A 23742-nucleotide genomic window follows, 5' to 3' on the forward strand; every position below is an offset into this window, starting at 1 on the left:
TAGAAATGCGGCACCGTTTTGTTAATCAAACGTTCCTACGGAACGTATAATCGTAATACAAATTTGGTTCTACCAACGAAACATTCCTATGGAATGACTAGTTTCTACGAATCCATATCTTATTCTATAACGCCAATTTCGGCAACCGGAGCTACCGACGAAACGTTCCTACGGAATGAATTTGGAAACCTGTATTTTATTCCACAACACCAATTTCAGCTATCGAAACTGTTTGCGCTTTTCCTACCGCAGCTGTCGCAACAAATTTCAAAAATCTTGCTTTTACTGCAGAAAAACTTTTAATTTGTTCAATTGGGTTATGTTTAATATTCGAAAATTCTCCTTCTGATTGTTTATCCCAATAAAAACTGTCTAAACTTGTATACAATTCATAATTTGAAATCAAATTTAAATTGTTACCAACTTGTTGTGGCGTATAGGTAAAACCTTTAATACTGATCAATTCTCCCATATCAATAACAACAGTTTGAGGCAACTTGTTTTCTTCATTTCCAAAACTCCAATCTGTATCTGCATTTCCGTCAATAATTTTTTCAACCGAATTACTATCACCGCTCGAAACCGAAATCACTTTCCATTTCTCTTTAGAAACGCCATATTTTGCCGACTTTATGCCACTGTTGATTTTCTCCTTAGTATTTCGTGAAATAGCTTTAATTTCTACTTCTTTATTATATGCAAATGGAACTTTATATAAAGTGCTTTTTTCAGTAGGTGCTTTTCCATCCAAAGTATAATAAATAGCGTTTCCTTCTTCTGATTTAATTGTCACCAAACCATTTTTATCTCTAAAAATTTGCGGTTCTTTTACAAAAGTCGGCGCATTGTAAGCTTCGATTGTACTGATTACAAATCCCGATTTTGCATCTAATACATTTACTCTAAGTGCCGAAGCCGTAATGCGATCTAAACGCAAAATTCTTTTGTAGCCAATTGTAGTTTCATTGGCAATTGTTTTCCATTGTCCGTCCACTTTTACTTCAATAGAAAACGCTTTTACACGCTGACCCAATTTAATATATTCTTGAAGTAAAATTCTATTTATTGCTGTGGGCTTTTTAAACGTAAATTCAACTGTAGCTTGTTTTACTTTATCGTCTGTTGCCCAATACGTATTTTTGTTTCCGTCAATAACATTTTGCGGACCGAAATTAGAATTGTTTGCACGAATGTTTGAAGCCTGAACCTGATTTCCTGCTAACAGTTCGTTTTTGAAATCGGCTTTAATTGTGGCAACCAATTCTTTCAATCTTGCTTCGTCATTTTCATGAACCAATCCGCGCGTATCAACAGGAAGATTTAATAATAAAGTCGCATTTCGTCCAATCGATTCATAATAAATATCAACCATTTCGTCAAGCGAACGAACTTTATCATCTTCAACTGAATGATAAAACCATCCCGGTCTTATAGAGACGTCAGCTTCTCCCGGAACCCATTTTTCTCCGTCTTCGTGTCCAGACATAAATTCGGTATAATGCACTTTGCCAGCCAATTCATCTTTCTGGCGTAGTAACGACCAATTGGTTTTTCCTGCACGACCTTCTTCATTTCCAATCCATCTTGCTTCAGATGGTCCAACGCCCCAAACTAAGGTCTTCGGTGCGATATCGTAAATTAGTTTATAGGTTTCATCCCAATTATAATAAGTCAGCGAATTGATTTTTCTAGTTTCATTTGCACCGCCGTAATAGCCATCTCCACCGTTTGCACCATCAAACCACATTTCGAAAACGTCTCCGTAATTGGTCAATAATTCTTTTAACTGATTTCTGAAATACGTGATATATTCAGGCTTGCCGTATTGCGGGTGATTTCTATCCCAAGGCGAAAGATAAAGTCCTAATTTTAAATCATATTCTTTGCAAGCTGCGGCCAATTCTTTGACCAAATCACCTTTTCCGTTTTCCCAAGGCGAATTTTTAACTGAACGTTCTGTGTAAGCTGAAGGCCAAAGACAAAACCCATCGTGGTGTTTGGCAACCAAAATAATTCCTTTCATTCCAGCCTCTTTTACCACACGCGCCCATTGACGAACATCTAACTGCGACGGATTAAAAAGTTCCGGAGATTCGTCTCCATACCCCCATTCTTTATTGGTAAATGTATTTAACGAAAAATGCACAAAAGCATAAAATTCCATTTCCTGCCAATCGATTTGTTTTTGTGTCGGAAGCGGTCCAAAAGGCTTTGGAGCATTCGTCAATTCCTGACTTGAAGCACTAGAAATTACACCAAAAAGACATAAGGAAAGAAATATTTTTTTCATTGCTGATCTGCTTTAAAATAATCTATAAAGCATAAATGTAGTATAAATTGAAATCTCTCGAATAGAATTTCGACCAACAACATTTTTTACAGCATTTTGGCATGAAATGGTTTTATTTCACTAATTCGTTTGAGTATACTATTTTAAAAGTTGCCTAAAAAATAAAGCCCAAATCTACAGATTTGGGCTTTATTAGTATATTTTGATTGTAGTCTTACAACTTGAATATTTTATTTACAAAGAAAATGTATTGCTTTAACTATCAAAAGCAATATTAGCTTAGTTGCCAACAACTGCTTTTAAAGCTATATACTTTCCAATATCTTTAAAGTTATGTCCTTTTTCTCTCATAGCTTTAATGAAAGTTGGCGTTGCACCAACCGCTTTTGCACCCACAATATCATTTAAATCTAGATCTGAAAAACCCAAATCCTTATATTCCTTAATTAAATCTGCTGTGATATTTTGCGATTTTAAAGCCGTAAGATTTTCAGACGAAATGTTTTTATAACCTACTTTTTCGAATTGGCTAACATATTCTGGAGTTACATTTAAAGCTTTTAAAGCAATTAAGTCGTCGTTTGAAAGATCATTATAACCCATTTTCTTAAAAGAATCTATATAAGCTTTATCTATGTTTAAAGTTTTGAAAGCAATAATATTGTCCTCATCTTCTTCTCCCTTTTCATTCTTTTTTGTTTTTGCCGAAGAACGGTAATCATTAATATACTTTCCGTCAATATTCTGAGATTTTAAAGTGATCAGATTTTCTGGTGAAACATTTTTATAACCCGATTTAATAATATCTTCAATAAAAGCTTTATCAATGTTTAAGGATTTAAAAGGAATCAGGGTTTCAATATCTATATTTCCAATTCCGGCATCTTTAATAGAATCGATGTAATCTTCACTTACGTTTAAAGCCGCCAACGGAATTACTTGTTCTTTGTCTACATTTTTATACCCTTTTTTATGCAGCATTTTTACATACGACGTTTTTATATTTACAGCAAAGAAAACCATAAGATCTGTATCATCTGCCAATGTAATCCCTTGTGCAGCCATTTCTTTGGCAAAATTTTTATTGCCAACAAACTTATACGTTCCCATTCCGCTATTTCCTTCAAATTTTCCAGTAAAGTTCATTGTTCCCGCTTCACGCGTTAGAGAAAATGTTCCTTGTTTATCTTTTGATAATCCGCTAAACTCGCTAATATCATAAGTATGAGTAGAATGGCTATTCTCGTCGTTTTTAAATTCCATTTCTACCGTATTGCCTTTGATTGTGGCAAACCAGTTTCCTTCGGTTTGATCACCCTTTTGAGTGTTTGGACTCGCTTTAGTTCCTTCGTTTTTAATATTCGAAATTAGCGTCTGACTTTGCGCTGCCGGTTGATTAAAAAGGCAGGCAAACAATACCAATAATGGTAGCAGGAAAAAATATTTCCATGTTGTGTTTACGTTTGATTTTTTTGAATTCATCATAATGATTCGTTTTTTGAGTAATGATTGATTATAGTTAGTTGTAAGACTCAAAGGAAATTGTGGCGCCGCTACTTTAAGCAGGCTAAATTGATAACTTTCTTTTTCTACACTACCTTGTTGTAGCATTTCGTTATCGGTCAAAAATTCAAGATTACTTTCTAATGCTTTTCGCCATTGCCAAGCAAAAGGATTAAACCACTGAAAAATAAGTACGATTTCTGCAAGCAAAAGATCAATAGTATGTTTTTGCTCAATATGAATTTTTTCATGCAGCAAAATCTGATTGTACGTTTCCCATTCGTATTTTTCAGGATTTATAAAAATATTATTAGCAAAAGAACAAGGTGCTTTATCGCCTGTTATTTCGACAATTCTAAATTTTCCATCCCGAATAATCTCTGATGTATACGCTCTGTAAAATAATATAACAGCTTGCATCAAAAAATTAAGCGCAAAAACAATGACACCAAACCAATACAAATACACTATCCACTGCATGACCAAAGTCATATTAAATTGTTGCTTTGTTTCATTTACTAAAACTTCATTTACAGGAAGTGTTTTCAGCTCAGCAGTTGGTTCTTTTGCAACTGTTTTTTTTATGGAAGGAATAGCTGCAGTTACTTTCTGCTTTTGAAGGGAGAATTGCTGCGGAATCGGAAGCAACGGCAAAGTAAAAGCTACTACCATGCACGCCAGCAAAACAAATCTATTCAAGTTATAAAAAGTTTCTTTCTGCAAAAGCAGCTTATAAAACATAAGGCACGCAAAAAGAATAAGTGCTGTGTATAGAATATAAGGTATCATATAGAATCTTTTTTTATCATGTTTACGATTTCGTCCAATTCTTTTTCGGTTAATTTTTGCTCTTTAGCAAAAAAGGCAAGCATTCGTGGATACGAATTATCAAAATACTGACTCACAACATCTTTCAGGGCAAATTGTTGATATTCTTCTCTTTGAATTACAGGAAAAAAGCAATGCATATTCCCTATTGTTTCCCGATTTAAAAACCCTTTTTCTTCTAATATTTTAACAATCGTAGCAACACTATTATAATGTGGTTTCGGATCTGGCAACAATGGAATAATATCTCTGATGAAGGCTTTGTTTAAATCCCAAAAAACCTGCATAATCTGTTCTTCTCGTTTGGCTAATTTTATCATAGTAGAAATCTTTTGACAAATATAACTACTAATTAATTAGTAGCAAAACTAATTGATTAATATTTATACTAATTAATTAGTTAAACCAGTAATTACGGAACATTCAGGTAATAAATTTTCACTTTTAACAACCTAAAAAAGAATTAATTATAATCTAAAAGTAAAGTTTAGATACAAAAATGAAGATATTTTTGATCTATTAAATTAATGCCATCGGAAGTTTGTAGAAAAATTTCAGGATAAAGAAGGAAAGAAGAAAGTTCCTTTTTTTGTCAATTCCTGACTAGAAGATTGAATATTTTATTTTAGTCTTCCAAGCTAATCTTCTTAGTTCTAATTTTTGAAATCGAAATCAAAATCACAGACAAAACCACAAAAGAGATTAAAACAAATACACCGTTTATAAGCGCTGTTTGCAACCCGAGTTTTGTAACATCTATAAAAGGATAGGGATAAAAACTCGAAATAAAACCGTGAAATATGGTATAAATCATATAAATAATCGGGTAAACCAACCAAAACCAAATGGTTTTAAAAGAGATTCTATCTGGACTTACAAAAAACAGCCAGAAAAAGAAAAATAAAACAGGAACAATAGTATGGAAAATTTCGCTTACAATGCGATGGTGTCCTTGCAAATCTAAAATTGGACGAAGGAGCAAATTAAAAACAATTCCGACAATCAAAATGTAAACTGTAATTGCAGTGATTGTAGTACATTTTTTGAAAAAAGCATTTGCCTTACTTTTACCGCCAAATAGCAACAAAGCACTGCAAAGAAAAACGATTGTATTTGTTGTGATAGTAAAGAAACTAAAAAAACGAACTGCTGCGCTGAAAAAAGTAAATTCAGGATTTTTTAACAGCAAATAAAACTGTACAGGCAAGCCATATAATTCTAGGGCAAAAATAATACCCAGCAAAATCTCCCCTTTAATTTTCGTGGTATTTTCTTTTTCCATATTTCACTAAAAGTCAGAGTACTAAAGTAAAGCATTTTATTCAAAATAGCTACAAGACTCTTTTCTGTTTTTCACTTTCAGCAATAGTTTTTTCAAGCCTTGAAAGTTGTGTTTTTTCCTGTTTGGCGCTCATAATCCAATGAATCATAACTTTCTTGTATGAAGGCGCTTGCTTCTCAAAAAACTCCCATGCGGTTTTGTTGCTTTTAAACTCTTTTTCGTAGGATTCCAAAAGCGGAACTGGTTCTTTTTCGTGCGAATAAATCTTAGACTTATTTTCGGTTCTAAAACTAAACGCTTTCAAACCAGCATCGGTCATTAATCCCGCTTTTGTCAAATCTTCCATTTTTTGGATATTAATGGCACTCCAAATGCTAGAAGGTTTTCTTGGAGTAAAACGAATCGTATAACTTTCCGTATCAATAGATTTTCTAACACCATCAATCCAGCCAAAACAGAGTGCTTGATCTACCGATTCTGACCAACTCATAGAAGGCTTTTTGCTTGTAACTTTATAAAAACCAACTAAAAGGTCCTTTTCGTTTTGATGGTTTTTCTCAAGCCATTTTCGAAATTCTAATTGATCTGCAAAGAAAGTTGGTGCCATTTGTTTTTTTCATAAATGTATAAAGAATCTCGCAAAGTCGCGAAGGCGCAAAGTTTATTAAAAAAATAAACTATATAAGTTATGTAAGTTCAATTAAGTAAAAACTTAAAATCGCTTACATAACTTATATGGTTCAAAAACTTTGCGTCTCCGCGACTTTGCGAGATTAATTCACTTCAACTTTGATTGTTGAAGCTTGTAAACCAGAAGCCGTCGCTTTCAACTGAATATTTTCATTCTTCCCATTAGATTGAATAATTACAACGCATTTTCCATTAAACAATTTACAAGAATTGACTTTAAAAGAATCTAAATTAGCCTGATAGCCATTATCAACTCCAACTAATTTTCCTCCGCCTGTTACTTCAAAATTGACTAAATCCATTGCAGTTGGCAATAAGTTTCCATCTTTATCAACCATTGAAACGGTTACATAAACCAAATCGTAAGTATCGTTTTTGATTAATGTCTTATCTGCTTTTAAATCAATTTTAGAACCTTCTCCTGCTGTGCGGATTTCTTTCTCTAAAACTACTTTTCCGTTCTTTCTCGAAATAGCTTTTAATGTTCCTGGTTCAAACTTTACGCGCCAAGAAATATGCAAATCATCATTTTGTTTTGACTTTTTACCAAGCGATCTTCCGTTTAAGAACAATTCCACTTCATCGGCATTATTGTAATATGCCCAAACTTCGACTTCCTGATCTTTTTTCCAGTTCCAATGCGGTAAAATATGCAGAACCGTTTTATTCGACCATTCACTTTGGTACATATAATACACATCTTTTGGAAGTCCGGCTAAATCAACGATTCCGAAATACGAACTTCTTGCAGGAAATGGATACGGATCTGGTTCTCCGATATAATCGAATCCTGTCCAGATAAAAGTTCCCGCCATGAAATCCTGTTTTTTGATCGTTTTCCAGTTCTCTTCATGCGTTGCACCCCAATACGATTTCACCTGATCATAAGCCGAAACCGTCCAATCGGCATTTCCATCAAACGGAGCACCGTGTTTTGTTGGCCACGCTTTAATTCCGTCTGGAAAATCATAACGCCCGCGCGTTTCTAAAGCCGAAACACTTTCGGACGCTAATATCTTTTGTCCATTAAATTTAGTTGGAAAATCTTTATAATCTTCATGTTTATAATTAAATCCCAAAAGATCTAAAGCGCCCGATTGGTAAATAAAATTTTTCTCAATTACATTTTCAGTCAAAGCCGAAGTTACTGGACGTGTTGTGTCCAACGATTTTACAATTTTAGCCAATTCCCTAGTAATCGAAATTCCTGTCGAATCAAACTGTTCTCTGATTTCGTTACCAATACTCCACATCATAACTGATGGATGATTACGATCTCTTTTGATAAAATCCTCTAAATCTTGTTTGTGCCAAGCATCCCAATCTTTGTGGTAATCGTTGGTTACTTTTTTCTTTTTCCAAACGTCAAAAGCTTCGTCCTGAACGATAAACCCCATTTCGTCGCACAATTGCATCATTTCCAAAGAATGCGGATTATGAGACATTCTAATAGCGTTGGCTCCCATTTCTTTCATCAAAGTCAGTTTTCTTCTAACCGCATGAATATTTTCTACCGCACCCAAAGCGCCATTATCATGATGCAGACAAACGCCGTAAATTTTGGTTGGAACACCATTTAAAGAAAATCCTTTCTCTGAATCGAAATTGAAAAATCGGAAACCTAAAGGTGTTTCATAATTATCAATCAATTTCGATTTTTCGTACACTTTTGTAATAACTTTATACAAATACGGATTTTCTGTGCTCCACAATTTCGGCTGATCTAAAACCAAATCGTGAATCTTTTTTTCTGATGTTTTAGCACCGATTTTTTCTGTTGAAGTATAATTGGCAACTTCTTTATTTTCTGCATTTACAATCGAAGTAACGAGTTTAAATTCTTTTGCCGAAGCATTATCATTATCAATTGTAACTTCTAAATGTATTTTTGATTTTGCTGCCGAAACTTCTGGAGTCGTTACAAAAGTTCCCCACTTACCAACATGAAGTTTTTCGCTGGCAACCAAACGTACATTACGATAAATTCCAGAACCCGTGTACCATCTGGAATTGGGTTGAGAATCGTTATCGACTTTAACAGCAATCAAATTCTCTTTTCCAAAGTTTAAATACTGCGTTAAATCATAACCAAAAGAGATATAACCATTTGGACGAACTCCTAATGATTTTCCATTAATGAAAACTTCACTGTTCTTAAAAACACCGTCAAATTCAATCGAAACTGTTTTGTTTTTCCAATTTGCAGGAATAGTAAAAACTTTACGATACCAGCCTTTTCCAGCCGGTAAAAATCCTTGTGCTTGTTTGGTTTTGGCATCTTTATCAAAAGCGCCTTCAATACTCCAATCGTGCGGTAATTGAAGCGCTCTCCAATCTGATGCATTGAAATTGGCATTTATTGCTTCGGGATAATCTCCTAATTTGAAGTTCCAATTTTTATTGAAATCTTCTACAATTCTGGCTTGTTTTTGTGCAAAAACTGATACTGAAAACAATAAGGCAATTGTAATTTTTTGAAATATGTTTTTATGTTTAATCATAAATATGTTTTTTATTCTAATTGTATTTTTCTGTAGAGACGCACTGCAGTGCGTCTAACACACAGTATGGACAATTGGAGCGTAGACGCACTGCGGTGCGTCTCTACAATGCAATCCTAATTAAACCTCTGTTCCTTTGTCACTCTGCCTCTTTGAACCTCAAAAAACTTATTGAAATTCGAAATTGTCCAACATTAATCCCTTCAAATCATCTCCTTCCAACGTAATTTTATACGTTCCTGCATTAATATAACCGCCAGAAGTCGTATTCAAAATTTTCCATTTTTCTGGTGAAGGGAAAAACTCAATCGTATCATTTCGCATTAAAATTCCGTAGGCATCTTCCATTTTGAATTTGACTTTTAATGGCGTTTCATTTCTATTCATAAAACGGAAACGCATTAAATAAATTCCAGCAACTCCTGGTTTAACTTCAAACTCAATGCTATTGTTTGTCTTTTTTGTGAACTCAATATAATCGGCTTTTTTGAAATTTCCTTTTTCTATTCCAGTTCCCGTTATTTTTGCCTTTTCGGCTTCAATAATTACAACTGGTCTCGAATCGTCCTTTTCGCCCATATCGTAAGTTGGAACGACTACAATTGTGTTTATATTTTCTGAATTATCAAAAAGAACCTTCTCGCCTTTCTTTACTTTTTTAGTGAAAACATCAAATGAAATTCCGTTGCTGTTTTTCGCTTTTTCTTCTAATTTTTTATAATCCGAAAAACTTACTGACGTTTTGAATTTAGCATCAGGAAAAACATAAATATCTGAATCTTCTTTTGCCTTAAACGAACCTTTATTTTTAGAATTAACTGAAAACTGTAAATAATCAGCACCAAAAACCTCTGAAGGCAATTCGGTAAAAACAACATCAGAATCTGAATATTGTTTTGAATTAATATCCAGCCATGAAGCTACTCTGTTAGTTTTATCATAAGAATCTAAAACCAAATTCTGAATGTTTTTTGGTGATTCCTCCGCAGGTCTTGCATGAATGTCTTTTGTTGCAATCGCAATGGCAGAAATAATCGCCTGGGATGCTTTTACATTTGGGAACGAAATCACAATTTTTCCATTTATGCTTTTTACTTTGAATGTTTTCTTCAAAGCGTTATCATGTCCAGCTTCTGCCCAAATATCAAAATCTTTTAAAACAACATTATCGTTGATGGCAACGTCAAACAAACGCCAGCCTTTGCAATCCATTCCGCCACCAGTACCGTACCAAGGTTCTGTGAAATATAATTCTACTAAATATTCACCGTCTGGAGCTGGAAATTCATAACGCAATTTATCAACTCCGTATCTAAAACTTTGAAATAACTCAGGATCTTTTGTTCCGTTTATCGGGTCAAAAGTTTTTCTTTGACTGGCAAAAAAGTCTGGCAATTTTTCAAAATTATCTGTCCATGATAATGAACCCCAAGTATTTTGACCGTTTTTATGCGTATCAGTAAACCAAGTATTTCCCGCAGAATCTGTTAATTCAGAACCTCCGCAATTTACTCTGTAAATATAATTGTAACCGCTTTTTGCTTTAGTAATATCAACTTTGTTAGTTGTTAAAGCATCAAAACTTGGTGCTTTTGGGAAGTTATTTAAAACAATATAATCTTGCGCAACCGCTTTCCCATTTACATAACCAATGGCATATAAAACATTGTATTGAATATTGACATTATTAAATTGAAAATGCTGTCCGATTCCTGGATTTTTTAGTTTTCCAAGTGAAGCTTTATTGACATCATTAAACAATTCTACTTCATCACAATTCGAATAAATATCGATTCCGTTTTTGATTCCTGGTTTTTCCCAACGACTTGGCCAAGTGTGCGAAACGATATACACCATCGGATTGGTTTTGTTCGAAACATAATTCGCTCGATACATATAAAACGCATCCAAAGGTTCGCCCCAAATGGTAAAAAGTCCTTTGTAATTTACTGGGCCGACTTTGTCAATATCTCTAAATCCTTCTCCATTTTGTACTCTTCCTGGATTCTCATGTGAAGCAAAAAGCCAGTTAAACTGTCCCGCAATTTTATCTCTTACCGATTCGGCTTCTCTAACTTTAATTTCCATTAATTGAGAAAAACGGTTTTCACTTAAAGTTCCCTTTTGGTCAAACTCGCCTTCGGTATGTAAATCGGCTGAACGCCATGCGCCATATTCTCCATTTAATAACTGACTCGTCATTTCTAGATGGTATTTTAACGGATCGCCGCCATACGTTCCTGACCAGTTTTGAACCACATTCCAATCTGTTCCTTCGCCTCCGTTACAAGTTGTTACGATTCTTTGCGATGCCGATAACGGATCCATTTCACGAATAATCTGCGTGCATTCTTCTGCAAATTCTTTCGGAATCGTGCTTTCATTTTGCAATCCCCACATAACTACCGACGGACTGTTTCTGCGTTCCTTAATCCATTCGCGTAATAAGGTTTTAAAATTTTCTTTGAACTCAGGCGTATCGTACCAAATATGTGCCGAAAACTGACTCCAAAACAGAATTCCGTTCTCGTCTAATTCTTTTTGATACAATAAATTATGAGGCTGATGCGCTTCTCTAAAAGCATTAAATCCGCCTGCTTTGATTTGTTCGATTCTGGAATGAATCATTTCGTCTGAAAACGAGTGGCTTTTCCCAATTAAATGTTCGTATTCACAGACACCGTTTATAAAAACAGGTTCATCATTAATGAAAAAACGATTGTCTTTTCCGTCACGGCTAACTGGCCAGCTTACCCAGCGAATTCCGTAAGGTGTTGCTAACTGATCGATTATTTTTCCGTTTTCATAAATTGAAGTCACCAATTTATACAAGTACGGATTGTATGGCGACCATAATTTCGGATTCTTAATCTCAGGAAGTGTCAGTGCTATTTCCTTTGTTTCTCCCGAATTGATTTTGTTATCGCTTTTATTGATAGCAACTTTTTTTCCTGAAGCGTCAAAAAGGATATTTTCGACAGTTAAGTTTCGTTGTGAAGTGCTGTAATTCTTGATTTCTGTAGTGCTATGAAGAATAGCTTTTTGTTTAGAAACCGATTTATCGTTCCAGATATGAACACCAAACGGCTGAATTCTAACATCATTTGTAATAACTAAAGTAACAGGTCTGAAAATTCCCATTGGCTGAGAGCCTTCTGAAAATCCCCATTCTCCTGAGCAGCCTCCACAAACCCATGGCAAATCGGCAATAAATGATGGATGTGATGCTTTTACTAAAATGATATTTGCCGCATCGAAAGAAACCGCTTTGGTAATGTCTAAAGTAAAAGTGGTTCTTCCGCCTTTGTGTTCGCCCACTTTTTTACCATTTACCCAAACCGTTGCATAAGAACTTACGCCTTCAAAATAAAGAAAATGTTGTTTTGAACTGTCTTTCTTATCGAGTTTTAATGCTTTTTTATACCAGGCGGTACCATGTAAATTTCCATGTTTTGTTCTTCTGAAACCATAATACTGATCCCAATTGTGAGGCACACTAACCTGCTGCCAATTGGAATCAGTTTTTGGATTTTCTACAAAATCTTCTTCTTTCAGCGGAAGATTATCCAGTATTACGGTTTCCCAAGACGAATTCAGCGAAATTTCTTTACGAAACTTCCCCGAATCTTTGCTCTGACTCCAAACAAAGCAAAGGCTTGAAAAAAAACAAAAAATAAAAAAAACTATTCTATTCATATTTTCTTATTAAACCATATAAGTGATATAAGGTTATTAAAGTTTTTATTTTACTCGACTTTTTTGTCATTCCGAGGAACGAGGAATCACACTCGGAACTCGACAAAGATTGGCGAATTTCTGTACGGAAATTCTAGTGAGATCCCTCGTTCCTCGGGATGACAATATTGTGTTTATTCTTGCGAGCAAACCTGACGGGTTTTTAAAACCCGTCAGGTTTAACTTTGCCTATAATTTTAATAAAACAACCAGTCAATAGCTGCTTTTTCTCCTGCATCGATATATCCAACATCGCGTGGTGATATGGTTTGATCTGCGTCGATAAAACCTAAAATCAATACTTTTCCTTTACCTAAATCTAATTTATTCTCACCTGGCTGGAAAGTATACGTATGAATGTTTACACGTGGTAAATCTTTTAAATTCATTGCATTTGCTAGAATCACTTCGGCTTGACCGTGCGCATTTCCCGCAGCATCGGTTTCTAAACTTGGTGGTAATAAGAATCTCTTCTGATCTGAATTGAAATACCCGACAACTAATTTAACCGCTTTTGTGTTTCTAAACTTCAAATGTGTTCCTTTTTCGTTTTGATCGTTTTCTACAAAAGAAAATCCTCTTAAGTTTTGAAGCTCTGGAGCAATTTTAGTTAACTCAGAAATATCTGTTCCGTAAACTTTTGTTCCCGTTTTAACTAAATAAGTTCCTGGTTTTTCATCTATAAAAGTTACATCAGCGGTTTTCCATGGTTTACCTTCTTTTGTTTCTATTTTACCATCTTTTGAAGATTTTAGCTTCTCTAGGTTTCTTTTAAAATTAGCCAATTCACGCTCATAATGCGGTAACAATTCTGCCCAAGTTTTGTTGTTTCCGTCGTCTCCTCCAATCGGGATTCGGCGTTGAGCAGTTTGCATACTATTCGCATAGTAATACGTACCTTTTGTCAAGTTTACCAATAACTCATAGTACTCAATACTTTTCTCCAAATGAGGCATTGCTTTGTCTAAATCGCTAATATCATTTGAATAACTGTATCTTAAAACTAACAACGCTGCTTTTACTTTTTCTGAGAAGAAATCGGCGAAAGCCTTATAAGCATGCATATCATTCTTAAGACGTTCAAATTCTTCTTTGTCTTTGGTTACACTTCCTTCTGCTTTGTCTATTGCCTCAACAGCTAATCTTCCGTGTTCTGTAATTTCAGCAATAATTTGAGTTGGAAGTTCACCAGAATGTGGTTCTTTGTTCCATTCTTTTTTAGCATATTCTAAAAGCAATTCGCCCGCAGGCCCGCAAGATTCGTGGAATCCCGGATATACTCTCCATTTGGACGGATTTACCAATTGGCTTTCGAACATTCCTAACAATAAAGTCTGACGATTTCCTTCTGTGATTCCGAAACGTCTTAGTGTTTTTGGAGCGATTTCTCCTGTTTCTTCGTACGCTTTTAAAATGTTATTTGCAGCTTCTTGAGTAGTTCCGAATTTCGCCGCTAAATCATTATCCCAGAATTTAATTTCTTCGTTTCGATCTCTTTTGCTATCCCAAGCGTATCTTGCCCAAGCTTTGTACCAAATCCAATCGCGATCCATTTCTAATAAACGTTCTCCTGATTTTGTTTTATCTGCCGAATATGGCCAATCCCAATACGATGCCTGCGGATATAAATGCAGTGCATTTGCTCCGTGAACGCTATGCATTGCTTTTACCGTTTTCTGGATAAAATCTGGTGAACCATATCTGAAAGGCTCTAAATTCGCCAAAATATGAACATTCTCTATATGAATCGATTTAAGAGCACTCAATTGTTTGTGTGTTTCTCCCCAAGGCCCGCCCGGTGTATAAGTCGTTAAAGATTCTCCAGTATACTTACTTTCTGTATAAAGATTCTTGTATAACGGAAGTGATTTTTCCATAACCAAAGGGCCATCTGTATCGTGAGAACGAAGGATAATTGGCGGTTCTTCTGTTTTTCCTAATGCTTGTAAACCGTCACGAACACCCGGAATAATGGTTTTGGTAAACCATTCTACATCATCATCGACTGTGTTTATTGCTTCTCCCAAACAAACCATCAAACCAACGTTTGGATATTTTTCGATAAAAGCAGCAATAGATTTTCTAGTATAATCAGACAATAAAGGCGTAATAGGTCTTGAACGATCCTGAGTTTTAATGTTATAATGCTCTGCAAAAGGCTTAGAAACAATAATATTATAAAACATCTGAATTACCCAAATTCCACGTTTATTTGCTTCAACGGTAAGGAATTTATAAATTTCCTCATTCTTTTTAAAATCTTCATCACTTACTTCTACTGCAAATGGATATTCTTTTAGTTTCACTAAAGAAGCAAACGGATGTCCGTTCCATAGATACAAAGAGTTCATGCGGTTTTCTACCAGCATATCTAAGTATTTTACCCATAAAGCTTTATCATAAAACCAAGGGAAAGTTTCTGGTGTATATGGATATTCGTAAACATCACGACCTGGAAGATAAACGGGTTTCTGCATTCCGATGCAAGCGCCACGTAAGACCATTTCCGGACTATCATCAATATTGATTTCTGAAGGAAGTTTTCCTGAAGCCTTAATTTTATCTGTTAATTCTAAAGCACCATACAAAGCTCCGCTTGCATCTGTTCCTTCAATATAAATTACATTATTTTGAGTACGAATCTGAAAACCTTCTTTCTTGTTTAATTTACTGTCGTCGATTTTAGCACTTTTAGCATTTTTCTTCCAGAAATCGGTTCCTTTTTCTCCAATTACAATTACTTTATCTTTTGATTTTTTGAATTTATCATAAGAAGTTACGCTGAATCCTTTTGCTGAAAGTGTTTCTGATAATTTCTCTGCTCCAAATTTTGCTCTTGGCGAACTCGGATCACTAACCACTGTAATGTTCTGCGCTGTCGCGAAAGAGACGTAAAAACATAAAAAAAGTAATTGTAAATATTTCATAGTATGCTGTTTTTGGGTATTCATTTTAAAAATAATCTGCTAAATCTGCCCGATCTGCGTGAAAAATATCTCTCGCAGATTTAGCAGACTCGGCAGATTTATAGTGAAAAATTGTGTTGTTTAACGATTACATATTGATCACTGTTTATTGTTTAATTCTGGAAAATCTTCTTCAAATAAGCTACGTTTGCTCCGTAATTGGCTTTTACATTATGAACTTGCGTTACGTCACGAGAACGCTCTACAATTAGCCATCCACTCCATTTCATTTCATCCAAAGTTTGTTTGATTTTTGGCATGTCGATCGCTTTATCATTTTCTAACCAAAACTGATCGGTATTTGAAGCGTGAATCTGCGCTACATATTTCTTGCCTAATATTTTTAATTCTGAAGAAATATCTCTTTTATTATCTAAAGCATTCGCAAAATTGAAAGAACTTTTAATGTATTTTGAACCAACCTCGTCTAAAAGTTTTTTCTCTTCTGTCGCGTCTAAAGAGGTTTCAATCGCAATTACTCCACCTATTTTACCGACTTCTTTTCCTGCCCATTGCAGTCTTTTAATTACTTCTGGACGCAATTCTCGATTTTTAACCAAATCGGTTTGTGTTCCTAACGGAAGATAAGCCACTTTTACTTTCATGTTTTTCATAGTCTGAATACAATCAGTAATCATTGGCATGATTTCTCTTGTAGCAAAAGATTGTGCATAAAATCCAGACATGGCAATTGAGCTGATCCCAACGCCAGTTTCTTTTGATTTATCTAAGAATTTTTGTCTTTCTACAGGATCGCCTAGCTTACTGTCAAAAGTCGGACGGTTTCCTAAACCTCCCATATCGAGTTCTATTCCGTCAGCTTTTATTTCAGCTGCTAAACCAAAAGCGCCTAATTTTTGTCTTTTCAAAATCATCCAGTCGCAAACTGCAACCTTGTATTTTTGTTTTTTATTGGAAGACTGAGCCGTTGCACAGCTGTTGAATGTCGTTGCTAAAACGACAAGCATTGCAATTAATAAATGTTTTTTAGATTTCATGGTTATATTTTTTTGCCACGAATTGCACAAATTTCCACGAATTAGTTTTTAAAAAATTTGTGAAAATTCGTGGAATTAGTAGCGAACTTTTTCTTTACTCTTCTTCGGCTTTTACCGCTGTAACTACTTTTCCTTCGTCGCCTGGCCAGATTCCGTTTTTGATTGGAAGCGCCACTAATTTACTTGGATCCACTTTTACATATTTCAGTTTTTCCCTTCTCCAAGTATAAACAATATGCACCATTCCATCTGAACTTTGAATAATTGAAGGATAAGAATATTGGCTGATTTTTGAATCTTCTAAAACCAAAGCAGCATTCCAATGAATTCCGTCTTTAGAAACCGAAACGTTTAAAGGCGTTCTTGGCCCTTTCGCTTCTTTTCCAGGAGGAAGAACGTGATTGTAAACTAATAAATGTCTGCCGTCTTTAAGTGTAACAGCGTCTGTTCCTGAGTTGTTATTTGGAAGTCCGATTAACTCAACATCCGACCAAGTTTTTCCATTATCTTTTGAGAATGTACTGAAAATCGCTCTGTTTCTAGTTCTTCCAATAGCTTGAATACTTCCGTCTTTATGGAATAAAATACTAGGCTGAATGGCATTGATTTTTTGTTTTCCTCTTGGAAGTGTATCTCCCATTACCCAAGTTTTTCCGAAATCTGGAGTAGATTCCATACGAAGTCTCCAACCATCTCCTTCGATACTTGACGGACATAATAAAGTTCCGTTGCTTAATAAAACTGGTTTATTTTTGATTGGCCCTAAGAAACCGTCTGGCATTTTTTGAGCCTCAGACCAAGTTTTTCCGCCGTCAGATGAAGTTCTGATTACGCCCCACCATTCAGATGGTTTTGGACCTATTTTGTAGAATAACATTAAATCGCCTCCTGGAATTTGATATAAAACTGGGTTCCAAGTTGGTAATCTTGGTCCGTCTTTCATAACGCCGTCAGCAACTTTTACGCCCTCGTTCCAAGTGTCGCTTCCTTTTGGTTTAATGGCTACGTAGATACAAACATCAGGATTTCTTTCGTGAGTTCCGCCAAACCAAGAAGCAACTAAATCACCATTTGTAGCTTCGACGATTGTAATCGCATGACAAGACGGATAAGGTGCTTTATCGTAAACAAATTGATCTACTAAAATTCCTTCTTTCCAAGTCTTTTTCTCTAAAGCCGATTTACAACTTCCTAAAAGGAAAAGTCCAAACAAGACAAATGCTAATTTTGTTACCTTCATTCTTAATTAAATTATGAATTATTTTTTTTGACTATAAATACATACCTAACATTTTTTTAGGTAAAAATATTTAATAAGTGTAAAAATAACACCAAAAAATTAACAATGTATCCTGTACTGTCCCGAATTATTAAAAAAGCAGATTATTTAACGCTAATTGCAAAATTTCCTGACGAAAACGTTATATTCGAAATCACATTTATATTTTTATTGTATCAAAGTAATATTGCTAAGAGTTCATTTTTTGAGAAAAAAAATATTATTTCTTCCTAGGTAAAGTCTTTTTCTCGTCTGCAGGAGGCAAAAAATTCTCATTTGTCACTACATTTTTGCCCGTTTGCTGTTCCAGTTCAACTCGTGCATTTTTTGCCACTGCTCCACCCTTTTTGCTTGCCACTGCATTTTCGATTATTCCTTTTGCTTCATCATTTTCGGCTATTTGCCTTGTTGAAAGTTCAGCCAGTGCAGTAAAAATAAGTTCAGCCTCACTCATGTGATCTCTAAGATTTTGCGACTTTAAGCCTTTTGCCTCTTTATGTTCTTTCACTGAAAGACCAGTCCATTCCTGATGAATAATATTAGTTAGAATTGCAAATTCATTTTTCTCTTCAATACCCGCTTCTTTCCAATAATCAGTTAGCTTATTTCGGGTTTCCTGTCCCATCATGCGTTGCTGAATCCACTTTTCGCTTCTTCCATGTTGCTTCCAGTTTTCTCTCGCCCGGTCAATGCTTTGCACCGGATCTTGAATTTCCTGAATACGTTCATAACCAACTTTTGCCAGCCATTGTTTAAACGGTTCAGCTTTAGGAGATGGAATGGATTGTACTATTCTAAAAATATTCTCAACGTTGCCTGCCAATGTTTTACGCTTTTTCCCATTAGTTAGCATTGTTACCTGGGGACAATTTGTCCCTATGTAACTTCCAAGTTCAACATCTCTCTTTCTGATTTTTTTTAAATAATCTGTCGGGTTTTTAGAATCTGTTAATGCCTCAACAATATCCACTATAGAAAAATACCAAATTTCATTATCGGTATCATAATGGCTTCGTACTTTTTTATCTTCAAAAACTTTAATGGCATCCATAAATTACTTTTTACAATAGTCTACAATAGTACGAAAAAACTTCCTTATTTTACACTCAAAACATAGGAACCCGATGGTAATATTACAACAGTATTATTATCCGTTTTAATAGAAGTAGAAAATTGAGTTAACTTTTGCTTATTCACTGTTATTGCTGAAACATTTGTTGTTGGTAAATACACTAAAGCTGAAGCATTTGCAGGAATCGTAATATTCCAAACCAAAGCTTTTTTATCTTTTTTCCAGTCACTTTTAATTGTTCCGTAAATCGATTCGTATGAAGCATTTACATAAGTTAATCCTGCATTGAAGTCCGGTTTCATAATAATTTGTTTGAAGCCCGGAGTTTCAGGATTGCTTTTGATTCCTGCCATATTTTCGTAATACCAAATCAGTAAATCACCTAAAAGCATGACGTGGTTTTGCGAATTCATTGCTGGATCGGCTGTGTTTCCGTTCCAAAGTTCCCAAATGGTTGTGGCACCATTTTCGACCATATAACCCCAGCTTGGATAGGTTTTATTTGAGGCCAGTTTGAAAGCCAAATCGCCACGACCAAAATTGGTTAATGTTCGCATTAAAAACTGAGTTCCAATAACCCCAGTGCTTACATGACCATTTTTAGTCACTTCTACTTCGTGTACAAGATTTTCGAAAACTTTTTGTTGCAATTCTTCTGGAACCATTCCGAAAGTCAAAGGCAGTAAATTGGCTGTTACGGTATTATTGGCGTAATTGTTTTTGGATGCATTAAAATATTTAGCGTTGAATGCTTTTTTTATTCTTGAAGCTAATTCGTCATAATGTTTAATATCATTTTGCGAATTGGCAATCACAGCAAACTTTTTCATGATATTTAGAAGCTGATAATAAAACGCGCTCGAAATCAATTCACCATCGGTTAAACGAGAAGGATCTTTAGAACGAATTAATTCCAAGGACTCTGGCGGAACGCACCAATCGCCGTATTTATCTTTGGTCATGATATCATCAACCAGATAGTTTTCTTCCATATAATCCATCCATTTTTTCATCGACGGATATTGTTTTTCAACCACTTTTTTGCCTCCAAACTGCTGATACAGCATATCAGCAACTGTAATATAAGTTCCCGGCCAAGTCACATTATCACCGTAATAACGCCAGAAAGCTGGTGCTACATCTGGAATTCCCCCATCAATAGTTTGTGCATTTTTGATATCATCTAACCACTTTGCATATAACGTCTGATTATCAAATAAGAAACTTTCTCCGTAAGCGCCCGTTGTTCTGTCTCCCAACCAAGGCTGGCGCTCGTTTCTTTGCGGACAATCAATTGGCATTCCTTTATAATTTCCACTGATTCCCCACCACGCATTCTTAAAAATCTGATTCATAATTGGGTTCGAAGAATCGAAAGTTCCTATTGTGGCAATATCATCGTAAACGACTTTTCCAACAAAATTTTCTAAAGTTGGTTTGGATTTGAATCCTGAAATCTCTACAAATCTAAAACCGTGAAAAATAAAACGCGGTTCCCAAACTTCTTCTCCTTCACCTTTTAAAGTATAAATATCAGTTGTTTTGGCATCACGTAAATTGGCAATGTATAACGAACCGTCAGGCTGTAAAGATTCCGCAAATTTCATTGTGATTTTATCGCCTGCATTTCCTTTTACTTTCAATTGTAACCAGCCCACCATATTCTGTCCCATATCTAAGATATAAGTTCCTTTTGGCGTTTGTTTAATCGAAATCGGTTTTACTTCACGTTTTACCTTCATATTCGCCGACATCTGTCCTTCGTAGAATCCGCCAGGCTCTTGAACATATTCTGCCGAAAGCCATTTTTTATCATTAAAATTAATGGTATTCCAGCCTTTCATTTCTTTACGGGCATCGTATTCTTCACCGTCATATTCATTGTTTGACAAGATTGGACCATCAGTCGTAATCTTCCAAGTGTCATCTGTGCGAATAACGTCTTTACTTCCATCTGCATACTCTACAAACAGCTGCAAAGCCATTTTCGGATATCCAAAAGTTTTGATTTTATAAGGCTTATAATCCTGACGCATCGTAAAAAAACGTCCGTTCCCTAAAATCGTTCCCAATGCATTTTTACCTTCCTGTAATTGCGAAGTCACATCAAAAACATTGTATTTTACATTCTTCGTATAATCCGTAGGAATGGGTGCCAGAACCTGATCTCCAATTTTATTTCCGTTAATGTACAGCTCGTACAAACCCATTCCCATAATATAAACTTTGGCATTTTTGACTTTCTTTTTTAAGTCAATTTCTTTTCTCAAATATCTCGCTGATAATCGAGAATACTGCGAAATACTATCTCCTGGAGAAGTTTTCTCATAACCAATCCAACGCGTCGATTTCCAATCAGCATAAGTCAAAATTCCGATACTGAAATGTGCTGTTTCTTTTGATTGAACTTCGCCTTTATTAGTAAAAATGGCTACTTTCCAATAAACGTCTTGTCTGTCTTTTAGCTTTTTTCCTTTATAAATTACATTTACAGATTCGTCGCTTTGTACCTTTCCGCTATCCCATAAATCTGCGTTTCCTGCATTTAGTTTTTCTAAAGACGAAGAAGCTAAAATTTTATAATGAGTTTGTTTTACATCGTTTACACTTGCTTTTATTTTCCAACTCAATCTTGGCTGTAAAACGTCAATTCCTTCCGGATTCGTCAGCATTTCGCATTTTAAATCACTTACAATTATTTTGTTTTGGGCTTTCGCCGAAATTGTGAAAAACGAAATTATTATGGTAAGATGTAAAAAAAACTTTTTCATGGTATTGTTTAAATAATGTCAAGTCCCAGAGGGACGATATATTTATAGATTTTATAATAGTTAGTTCAATAAGCCCCAGCGGGGTGACATAATTTTCTATAGGTATCGCTCCGCCGGAGCTTTTTATCATTTGGCTGTTTATTTTTCTATAAATATTATGCTTCTCCGAAGCATCCAAACTTTACTCCGAAATCACTCGTTCCAATTTCTCAGAAACTGCAATTTCCTTTCCGTTTTTAAAGATTCTAAAACCTTTTCCTTTTTTATATTTTTCTCCTGTTTTATCCCAAAGAATCGTGATAATATTGCCATGATACAGAACATTATCCAAACAAAACCAATCCCATTTCTCCTGCGGAACTAGCGGATTTACTTCAATCTTTTCATCTGCTCTCGGACGTAAGCCAACCAATCCTGTAATCACTAAATCATTGAAAGTCGAATGATTATAATAACGGCTTCTTTCTCTGTCGCCCATTAACCAATAGCCCGTTGTTTCATCCAAATACTCACCAAGATAAGGTTTCCCTCTGTAATACTGTGACTGAACGTACAATTCCATTTGTTTGAAATAATCAGGTTTGGCTACAAAATTCTGATCGTAATTATTCAAAACATTTGCCAAAGCCGTTAAGGTCTGCGAACTTGCAAATGGCCAAATCGCGCCGTCCCATTCGCAGGTTCCTGTCCCGTGTGTTCTAAATCTCGGACTTCTTCTTTCTGCGGTTGTTAAACCAAACGGAGCCGAAAATCCTTTTTCATCCTTAATCTGCTCCCAAGCTTTTTCAAATCCTTTGTTTTTCTCTGGAAGATTAAAATACCATGGAATAAATCCAATCGCTTCCCTAACTTGTGCTAAAGTATCTTTTTCTGTTAGAGTTTCAAAGAACTCACTTTTAGAATTCCATAATTTGGTTTCGACTAATTGCTGTAAAACATCAGCTTTCGCTTTGAATTTGGTTTCTGTTTCCTTATCACCTTTCAACTCAGCCATTTTAGAAATTGCTATAGCATTCCCGTACATATAACTGTTAATCGTCGGTCTAGCATTTTGCACTTTTCGTCCTCCACTTAAAGATTCTTCCATTCCATCTTTTACGTCATGCTGCCAAAACAAACCATCTTTGCGCTGACGGTCTTTTTCCCAAACGGCATAATCCGTAACCATGTCTGGATACAAATCCAATAAGAATTTTTCATCCTTATTTACCAAATAACGATTGTACAAAGCATCGGCTGTCCAACTGCTGAATTTATACAGTTTGTTCATCGGTTTTCCATCATTTCCTCTATACCAAAGTTTCACATCCTGCTCAATATATTTCGGATCATGAACCCATCTGAATTCGTTGATATGATGCCCCAAAGCACAACTGATCATATTGTATTTATCGGCATACGAACGATCTACCAAAAACTCTGTAATTGCAAATCCTTGTGGTGTATTTTTAATATGCTTTCGGACACTCCACCATCTGAAATAATAAATCTCCTCAAAATTCTGCTGTGGACATTCAAACAACGGAATATTCTTTTCCATCCAGACCCACGCACTATCATTCGGAATTGCAAATTTTAAGTTTTCATCTTCCATCGTGTTGAAATAATCAACATAATGTTTGAAGTTTTTTTCTTTTAAAATAACCGATTTTCCTTTTTGTGAATGATCTACAGTCGATTTGCAACTGCTGTTTATGCAAACGATTACTATTGAAAGTGTTATTATTTTATGTTTGAAATGTTGTAACATATTCTAATTATTATTTTAAAACTAATTCTTTGGGCGTGTCCCTCCGGGTCGTGCTGTCCGTTCCCGCTTTTTTTGTT

At 35.2% G+C, this 23742-nt stretch carries 13 protein-coding genes; all 13 read right to left on the minus strand.

Translation table 11 applies throughout. The annotated features are described in order from the left end of the window. Positions 1-196 precede the first annotated feature (196 nt). Positions 197-2290, minus strand: coding sequence for an alpha-L-fucosidase (locus DM397_RS06390; protein WP_111376735.1), 2094 nt, complete (start codon positions 2288-2290; stop codon positions 197-199). A 279-nt stretch (positions 2291-2569) separates the two neighbouring features. Next, positions 2570-4582: a M56 family metallopeptidase gene (locus DM397_RS06395; protein ID WP_111376736.1), complete on the minus strand. Its 2013-nt coding sequence runs from the start codon at positions 4580-4582 to the stop codon at positions 2570-2572. Then, the gene (locus DM397_RS06400; protein WP_111376737.1) at positions 4579-4941 is read right to left on the minus strand and encodes a BlaI/MecI/CopY family transcriptional regulator; all 363 of its coding nucleotides are present in this window, start codon (positions 4939-4941) and stop codon (positions 4579-4581) included. Before DM397_RS06400 ends, DM397_RS06395 begins: the two co-directional genes overlap by 4 nt. Positions 4942-5246: 305 nt before the next feature. Then, positions 5247-5903 (minus strand): Pr6Pr family membrane protein, encoded by a 657-nt coding sequence (locus DM397_RS06405; RefSeq protein WP_111376738.1) that lies wholly within the window; start codon positions 5901-5903, stop codon positions 5247-5249. A 49-nt stretch (positions 5904-5952) separates the two neighbouring features. Further along, positions 5953-6510: a YdeI/OmpD-associated family protein gene (locus DM397_RS06410; protein ID WP_111376739.1), complete on the minus strand. Its 558-nt coding sequence runs from the start codon at positions 6508-6510 to the stop codon at positions 5953-5955. Positions 6511-6676: 166 nt separating this feature from the next. Next, entirely contained in the window at positions 6677-9094 is a 2418-nt protein-coding gene (locus DM397_RS06415) for a sugar-binding domain-containing protein (RefSeq protein WP_111376740.1), read from the minus strand. Between the two features lie 168 nt (positions 9095-9262). Continuing rightward, on the minus strand, positions 9263-12790 hold the full coding sequence (locus DM397_RS06420; RefSeq protein ID WP_111376741.1) for a malectin domain-containing carbohydrate-binding protein: 3528 nt from the start codon (positions 12788-12790) through the stop codon (positions 9263-9265). 236 nt (positions 12791-13026) lie between these two features. Continuing rightward, on the minus strand, positions 13027-15756 hold the full coding sequence (locus DM397_RS06425; RefSeq protein WP_111376742.1) for an alpha-d-galacturonidase: 2730 nt from the start codon (positions 15754-15756) through the stop codon (positions 13027-13029). A 152-nt stretch (positions 15757-15908) separates the two neighbouring features. Beyond that, a complete protein-coding gene (locus DM397_RS06430) occupies positions 15909-16793 on the minus strand; it encodes a sugar phosphate isomerase/epimerase family protein (RefSeq protein ID WP_111376743.1) in 885 nt (294 codons plus the stop codon). A 94-nt stretch (positions 16794-16887) separates the two neighbouring features. Further along, on the minus strand, positions 16888-18033 hold the full coding sequence (locus tag DM397_RS06435) for a sialidase family protein (RefSeq protein ID WP_111376744.1): 1146 nt from the start codon (positions 18031-18033) through the stop codon (positions 16888-16890). Positions 18034-18292: 259 nt separating this feature from the next. After that, on the minus strand, positions 18293-19123 hold the full coding sequence (locus DM397_RS06440; protein ID WP_111376745.1) for a BRO family protein: 831 nt from the start codon (positions 19121-19123) through the stop codon (positions 18293-18295). 44 nt (positions 19124-19167) lie between these two features. Further along, positions 19168-21915, minus strand: coding sequence for a glycoside hydrolase family 78 protein (locus tag DM397_RS06445; RefSeq protein WP_111376746.1), 2748 nt, complete (start codon positions 21913-21915; stop codon positions 19168-19170). A 181-nt stretch (positions 21916-22096) separates the two neighbouring features. Continuing rightward, complete coding sequence (locus DM397_RS06450) at positions 22097-23665, minus strand: MGH1-like glycoside hydrolase domain-containing protein (protein WP_111376747.1); 1569 nt, start codon at positions 23663-23665, stop codon at positions 22097-22099. Positions 23666-23742 lie beyond the last annotated feature (77 nt).

The organism is Flavobacterium nitrogenifigens (assembly GCF_003254565.1).
Taxonomy (GTDB): Bacteria; Bacteroidota; Bacteroidia; order Flavobacteriales; family Flavobacteriaceae; genus Flavobacterium; species Flavobacterium nitrogenifigens.